Raw genomic sequence first — 7,208 nt, forward strand, 5'->3', positions numbered from 1 at the left:
TGGCCTGATAGGCATTCCTGCCCCGGTTCATGTGGGTCAGGTTGAATCTCCGGACGGCGCGCAATGCGCGAGGAGATGCAAGGAAGCTGCGGGTGGATGCGGCGCCGCGGACTTTGATGCCGAAAATGTCCGCGCCGCGCGGAAAAAAGCAGCCGACGTCTTCGGGTCTCCGGACGCATCGTTCGAGGAAGAGATCGTCCACCTGCTCGCGCACAAGCGACCCGTCGCGCGTAAAATCCGAAAGATGGACGATGAACCTCGACCGGATATCCTCGCCGTCGGCGTAGAGCGTGAACAGTTCCATCCAGCTCGCATTGACGCGGACCAGCGGTTTGTCCGAAGTCGAGGGCAGGCACGAGACCGACCAGTAATAACGCTCGGTCATACGCGGCACGGGAAGACAGGTTTCGCCGTAGAGCGCGAGAATCTCCAGGACCTCCTGTGCCTGCGGGCGTCGAAGCAGCTTTTGAAAGCGCGCCGCATATTTGAACCGTTGCTCGATCGACTCGGGGCGCTCGTCGGCATCGGGGGCGCCGCCCCTTCCCTCCATCCAGTCATTCTGTTGCTCGATATCCAGAAACTGGCGCAGCCCCTTGATGCTTTGGCGAGATGTCATGCTCATCCCGGAACAATGGGAGACGCGCCGCCGATCATCAATATCCTGTTTGAACCGCTGGCTTCCGACGTCGACGGCGGGGACCCGCTCCTCCAGCGCAAAATAATCGCCGATTCACCTTGGCGCGCGGCGCTTTGTCGACCTAGGGTCAGGGCAGGAGAGAAATGCCGATGCCCGAAGCCCAGCCGCAGAGCCATCCCGAAATCCGCGAAGCGGTGCGCCGGCTGTGCGCCGGGTTTCCGGGCGAATATTGGCAGGCGCTCGACCGCGACCGCATCTATCCCGCCGAATTCGTCCGCACGCTGACCGAGGCCGGTTTCCTGTCGATCCTGATCCCCGAAACCTATGGCGGGTCGGGCCTCGGCCTCGGCGCGGCGACCGCGGTGCTCGAGGAAATCCACCGTTCGGGCTGCAACGGCGGCGCATGTCACGCGCAAATGTACACGATGGGCACGTTGCTCAAACACGGGTCGGAGGCACAGAAGCAGGCCTATCTGCCCGCCATCGCCAGCGGCGAGCTCCGGCTGCAGGCCTTCGGCGTGACCGAGCCGACCGCGGGCACCGACACGACGCGTATCCGCACCTTCGCCAAACGGGTCGGCGACAAATATGTCGTCAACGGGCAGAAAATCTGGATCAGCCGCGCCGAACATTCTGACCTGATGGTCCTGCTCTGCCGCACCACCCCGCGCGAGGAGTGCGCCAAGCCGTCGGACGGGATGAGCGTGCTGCTCGTCGATATGCGCGAAGCACAGGGCAAGGGATTGACGATCCGCCCGGTGCGCACGATGCTCAACCACGCCACCACCGAGCTTTTCTTCGACGATCTGGAGGTCCCCGCCGCAAATTTGATCGGCGAGGAAGGCAAGGGTTTTCGCTACATCCTGTCGGGGATGAACGCCGAACGCATCCTGATCGCATCCGAATGTATCGGCGATGGCCGCTTCTTCATCGACCGCGCAACGGCCTATGCAAAGGATCGCGAGGTCTTTGGCCGCCCGATCGGCGAAAACCAGGGCATCCAGTTTCCGATCGCGCGGGCGTATGTTCAACTCGCCGCCGCCGCCGAGATGGTCGACAAGGCCGCGCGCCTGTTCGACGCAGGGGCCGATTGCGGGACCGAAGCGAATATGGCGAAGATGCTCGCGTCCGAAGCCAGCTGGTACGCCGCCGACATGTGTATCCAGACCCACGGCGGGTTCGGTTTTGCCGAGGAATATGACATCGAGCGCAAATTTCGCGAAACGCGCCTCTATCAGGTTGCGCCGATCAGCACGAACCTGATCCTGAGCCATGTCGCGACCCACGCGCTCGACCTGCCCAAGAGCTTCTGATGGACGATTATTCCGCTTGGATCGGCCGCACCGAAACGCGCGAGGATGTCGCGACCGCGGCGCCGATCGCGGGGCTCGCCGCGCTGCTCGACCATGATCGCTCGCGGCCTGCCGCCGTACCGCCGCTCGGTCACTGGCTCTATTTTCCGCCCGACGCGCGCCAGTCGGCGATCGGCGACGACGGCCATCCCCGCCGCGACGATAGCGGACTGTTGCCGCCGGTTCCGCTGCCGCGCCGCATGTGGGCGGGCGGGCGCGTGGAGTTCCTGTCGCCGATCGCGGTGGGCGCGGCGCTCGCCCGCGTGACGACCATCGAAGCGATCCGTCCGAAACGCGGCGCGAGCGGCGACCTGCTGTTCGTGACCCTGCGCCACGACATCGCGGCGGACGGCGTCGCGGCGATCCGCGAGGAACAGGACCTGGTCTATCGCGCGCCTGCGGTCGCAGCGGCCAGCCCCCCTTCCGCCCCGACGGTCGCGCCGGACCCCGAACCCGTCGATGCGATCCGCAGCGTGTCGCCCGGCCCCGTGCTGCTGTTCCGTTACTCGGCGCTCACGTTCAATGCGCACCGCATCCATTACGACCGCGATTATGCGCGCGATGAAGAGGGCTATGCCGGGCTGGTCGTGCAAGGCCCGCTGATCGCAACGCTGCTGATGGACCATTTCCTGCGCGCTGCCCCCGATGCGGTGCCCCGGCGCTTCAGCTTCCGCGCCGAAGCGCCACTGATCGATGGCGCTCCCTTCGATCTCTGCCTTGCGTGGCAGGAGGGCGGCGCGCGGCTGCTCGCGCGCGACGCCACCGGCCGCACGACGATGCGTGCCGAGGTCGCGGCTTAGGATCAGGGGACACGGTCTCCCGGGCGGGCACCGGCGCAGCGATATCGGTCTTTATATAACCTTTTAGATATTTCGGCCTACTTGACGCTCGCCACCCCGGCGGAGAAGATGGCTGCTTCGCCATTGTCCCGTTGGCGCAAAGGCCGCAAAGGAGCGTCGATGAAGACCGCAGTGGCTTTGATATTGCTGGCATTTTCCGGTTCTGCACCGACGGCAGACAGGGCGAGCCTCGCCAAAGGAAACGCCTATTTTTCCGAATGCGTCGTCGGCAGGGATTATTACACCGTTTGCCTCGGCTATTTCATGGGAATGGCGGACGCGCCCATCATGAACACGGGAAAGACGCCCGAAGAGGCGGTCTATTGCCCGCGCCCCGGTGTCACATATGAGCAGTATCGGGATCTTTTTCACAAATATTTGCAGGAGAATCCAGCGCACCGATCCGTTTCCACCCACATGCTGTTCCTGATGGCGATGAACAACGCCTTCCCCTGTACAAGTTCGCCTTTCTTCACGATCGATCCGGAAACCCGCGGCGTCTATATTTCCGTGCCCAAACCGCGCGCCGGTTCCTGAGATATTCCCGGCGGCTGCGGAGCGCAGTGGTCTGTCGCACGATGAGCCCCAGAAGACGGCCAGCCCCGGTCAGCGCGTGGCATCCGCCATCCTGCCGAGGCTGCGAGCAAAGGCCGGGAAGCCGGCGGTCAGGATGACCGCCGCGAGCGGCAGTGCAACAGCGGTCACCAGCGCGATCGAATAGCGCAGCGCGCCATCGTCGCCAAACAGATGGTCGGTGAGCAGCGCCATCAGCATCGGGCCGAAGCCCAGTCCGACGAGGTTGACCACGAAGAAATAGAGCGCGGTAACGCGGGCGCGATATTCGTTCGGCGTGATGAACTGCAGCGCGACCGTTCCGACGCCGTGCATCGTCAGCATGGGAAAGGCGAGCGCGAGCATGACGAACGCCAGCGTGGCGTCGGGCATCAGCATCGCCGCCAGCAACGGCGGCCCGCCGAGCAGGATGGACAGACGCATCACGCGCAGATGCGCATCGCGAACGCCCTTGCCGAACATCCGGTCGGCGAGCATCCCGCCCGCCACCAGCCCGGCAGCGCCGCCCGTCGCCATGATGATGCCAAACCAGAGTCCGGCCTGCGAAACTTCCATCCCGTATGTCCGGCTGAAAAAGGTCGGAACCCATGCGATCATGCCGTACATGACGAGCCCGATCAGCGACATGCCCCCGAACAGCGCCCCGAGCGCGGCGCGCTGTCCCGCCAGATGCGCGAGAAAACCCGGCGCGCGGTCGGCACCAAGGCTCTGCCGGACGCCATGCCGAAGCGGTTCGCGCACGGTGAACAGCAACAGGCACACCAGCAGACCCGGGGCGGCCACCCACAGGAAAATCGTACGCCACGCCTCGACGGGGCCGATCAGCGGCAGGTCGACCATCGGTGCCGCAAGGACCGCCTGGACGACGAAAGAACCGAGAATCATCGCAACGCCCGAACCGAGCGGGACCCCGATCGAATAGACCGCCATCGCGCGGGCAAGCCTGTCGCGCGGGAAGGTATCGCTGAGCATCGAATAGGCTGCGGGCGAAAGCGCCGCTTCGCCGACCCCGACACCCACGCGGGCGAGGAACAGCGTCGCATAGCTTCCGGCAAGGCCGCAGCCCGCGGTCATCACGCTCCACAGCGCAACCCCCGCGACGATCAGGTTCCGCCGGTTCCACCGGTCAGCGATCCACGCGATCGGAAGGCCGAGCAACGTATAGAAAAGCGCAAAGGCGAGCCCGATGAGCAGGCTGACCTCGGTGTCCGAAATATCGAGCGCGGCGCGGATCGGCGCAACCAGCAGGCTGAGGATCATCCGGTCGACAAAGGACAGCGTGTAGGCGAGCAGCAGGACGCCGACCATGTACCAGCCATGGGCGGGGCGCGGCCAGGCTGGCGACGCGGGGTCGACTTGCCCTGCCTCCTCGCCCCCCGCAGCGCCGTCCGTGATCTTTGTCGCCATCGCCTCACCCTCCCGGTCGCCGCTCGCTCTTGCACCGCAAGTCGGCCTGATATATAGAATGAATTACTTAGAAAACTAAGTAAATTTGCAGCCGAGTCAAGCGTGATCGGCGCACGCAAGAAAACAACGTGTTGGGAGACGCGAGATGACATATTTCGGAAAGAAGCAGTCCGTCCTCTTCTTGGCCGGTGCGGCGGTCGCGACGCTGCCTGCGGCGGCGGCCGCGCAGGAAGCCGCAGCCGATACCAGCGGCGATATCATCGTCACCGCACAGCGGCAGGAACAGCGGCTGCAGGATGTTCCCGTCTCGGTCACGGCGTTCGGCGCCGAACAATTGCGCGACAACAGCATCGAGACGGTACAGGATATCGCGATCCGCACCCCCGGTCTTGCGGTCAGCGCGGTCGATCCCGTTAATACCAATTTCGCGATGCGCGGCATCGGCAGCGCCCCCGGCATCAGCCAGAACGCCGGCGGCGATCCGTCGGTGGTCGTCTTCATCGACGGCGTCTATGCCGGCCGCGGCGGCACCCCCGATCTGGACGCGCTCGACCTCGAACGCGTCGAGGTGCTGCGCGGCCCGCAGGGGACCTTGTTCGGCAAGAATGCGATCGGCGGCCTTGTCCAGTTCATCAGCCGCAAGCCGACCGATGAGACCAGCTTCTTTTTCGAGGGCACTTACGGAAACTACGACCGCGTCGGCGTGATCGCGCGCGGCAATATGGCGCTGACCGACAAAATCTATCTGTCGGCGGGCCTGTCGCACAAACAGCGCGACGGTTTCGAATATAACGAGACGACGGGCAACGACGTCAACGATCTCAACCTGACGACGGGCCGGCTCGCGCTGCGCTTCGTACCGACCGACACGCTCGACATCATCCTGCGCGCCGATGTGTCGCACCAGGACCAGAAGGGTAATCCGCGCCACAACAACTGCGATGCCAGCTTCGACGGGGGCATCCACTGCGTCGGCATCAACCCCGATCCACGCGTCGTGAACGCCTATATCGATGGCGAGGTCAAACGGACGATCCAGACCTATTCGGCCGAGGCCAATCTCGATCTCCCGTTCGGGACGCTGACCTCGCTGACCGCGCTGCGTAAGGTGAAGTTCAATTTCGTCACCCCCTTCTTCAGCAACCCGATCAACCCGCCGGCGCAAATCGAATCGACCAGCTTTGGCGAAGAGGACAACAGCCAGTTCAGTCAGGAATTGCGCCTCAGCTTCGACGCTTGGGGCGGACGGATCAAGGGCCAGACCGGCGTTTATTTTCTCAAGGAGAATAATGACCGCATCGAAGGGCAGATCCAGGACTTCCCGACCCCCGCGGGTTCGGGAACGGGCATCTATCCCCAGTCGGTCAACGCGCGCAGTTTCGCGATTTTCGGCCAGGTCGATGTCGAGATCGTACCGTCGCTGACGGCAACGGTCGGCGCGCGCATGACGTGGGAACGCAAGAGCGGGCGCTTCGCCGGCTTCAAGGCCGACGACGGCCCCGGCCTGCCGCCGCCGCTTGGATCGATCGACGGCTATGACGTGACCGGCAAAAAGAGCTGGAAGGCCTTTACACCCCGTTTCGCGCTCAACTGGAAGGCCACCGACGATGTGCTGCTCTACGCCTCGGTCGCGCGCGGCTACAAGAGTGGCGGCTTTCAGGGGCTGTCCGGAACCGCGGCGGGCGCTTCGACGCCCTATGATCCCGAATTTGCCTGGGGTTATGAGGCCGGTGTAAAGACCGACTGGTTCGACCGCCGCCTGCGGCTCAACGTCGCGGCGTTCCGTACCGATTATTCGGACCTCCAGATTTCGCAGCTTGTCCCGCTATGCTGCGTCGTCGTGAGCAATGCGGCGAAGGCGCGCATCAAGGGAATCGAGGTCGAAGCTGTCGCGCGGCCGTTCGAGGGTTTCCAGATCGACGGCAGCTATGCGTATCTCGATGCGAAGTTCACCGAATATACGATCCCGGGCGTGAACTATACGGGCAACCAGCTGCCGCGTTCGCCGAAGAACAAGTTCAACATCGGCGGCCAGTTCGAAACCCCGGTCGGCGAGCTTTCGGCCAAGCTGCGCGTCGATTACAGCTGGGTCGACAACGCCTTTTTCGAGGCGTCGAACATCCCTCAGCAACTCTGGCCCAGCCACGACAATCTCGACGCCCGGCTTTCGCTTTCGGGTCCCGACGATCGCTGGGAAATCTCGCTGTGGGGCAAGAATCTGACCGACGAGCTGACGCCGACCTATGTCACCTATTTCGGCGCCTTCCGTCAGATTCTGACCCCCTATGCGCCGCCGCGCACCTATGGCGTTACGGTCGCATTCAGGATGTGACCCGCGGGCACGGCGGCACCCCTTTCGCCGCCGTGCCTTTTCCCCTTCGCTCCTAGAAAGGATGATCC

Annotated in this window: 6 protein-coding genes; 4 read left to right on the forward strand and 2 right to left on the reverse strand. The window is 64.0% G+C overall.

All coding sequences use genetic code 11. The features are described from left to right. The coding region (locus VGD20_RS00840) for a hypothetical protein (protein ID WP_331132638.1) at nt 1–622 on the reverse strand (622 nt) is incomplete at its 3' end. A 164-nt stretch (nt 623–786) separates the two neighbouring features. On the opposite strand from VGD20_RS00840, the gene VGD20_RS00845 reads away from it, so the two are divergent. From VGD20_RS00845 to VGD20_RS00855, 3 genes are all read left to right on the forward strand, one after another. After that, the gene (locus tag VGD20_RS00845) at nt 787–1,950 is read left to right on the forward strand and encodes an acyl-CoA dehydrogenase family protein (protein WP_331132643.1); all 1,164 of its coding nucleotides are present in this window, start codon (nt 787–789) and stop codon (nt 1,948–1,950) included. Beyond that, nucleotides 1,950–2,789, forward strand: a complete 840-nt coding sequence (locus tag VGD20_RS00850; RefSeq protein ID WP_331132639.1) for an FAS1-like dehydratase domain-containing protein — start codon at nt 1,950–1,952, stop codon at nt 2,787–2,789. The genes VGD20_RS00845 and VGD20_RS00850 overlap by 1 nt, the downstream gene beginning before the upstream one ends. Before the next feature lie 81 nt (nt 2,790–2,870). After that, complete coding sequence (locus VGD20_RS00855; protein ID WP_331132640.1) at nt 2,871–3,365, forward strand: Rap1a/Tai family immunity protein; 495 nt, start codon at nt 2,871–2,873, stop codon at nt 3,363–3,365. Nucleotides 3,366–3,434: 69 nt separating this feature from the next. Here the strand turns inward: VGD20_RS00855 and VGD20_RS00860 are convergent, their stop codons facing one another. Further along, nucleotides 3,435–4,808, reverse strand: a complete 1,374-nt coding sequence (locus tag VGD20_RS00860; RefSeq protein ID WP_331132641.1) for an MFS transporter — start codon at nt 4,806–4,808, stop codon at nt 3,435–3,437. A 145-nt stretch (nt 4,809–4,953) separates the two neighbouring features. Here VGD20_RS00860 and VGD20_RS00865 point away from each other — a divergent pair, with 145 nt between their 5' ends. After that, on the forward strand, nt 4,954–7,140 hold the full coding sequence (locus VGD20_RS00865; RefSeq protein ID WP_331132642.1) for a TonB-dependent receptor: 2,187 nt from the start codon (nt 4,954–4,956) through the stop codon (nt 7,138–7,140). The last annotated feature ends 68 nt before the right edge of the window (nt 7,141–7,208 follow it).

This window comes from Sphingopyxis sp., assembly GCF_036402335.1.
Taxonomy (GTDB): Bacteria; Pseudomonadota; Alphaproteobacteria; order Sphingomonadales; family Sphingomonadaceae; genus Sphingopyxis.

Excerpts from the sequence above, each read along its gene's own strand:
- VGD20_RS00850 (WP_331132639.1), top strand. The coding sequence starts at position 1,950 with ATGGACGATTATTCCGCTTGGATCGGCCGCACCGAAACGCGCGAGGAT.
- VGD20_RS00845 (WP_331132643.1), top strand. The coding sequence starts at position 787 with ATGCCCGAAGCCCAGCCGCAGAGCCATCCCGAAATCCGCGAAGCGGTG.
- VGD20_RS00860 (WP_331132641.1), bottom strand. The coding sequence starts at position 4,808 with ATGGCGACAAAGATCACGGACGGCGCTGCGGGGGGCGAGGAGGCAGGG.
- VGD20_RS00865 (WP_331132642.1), top strand. The coding sequence starts at position 4,954 with ATGACATATTTCGGAAAGAAGCAGTCCGTCCTCTTCTTGGCCGGTGCG.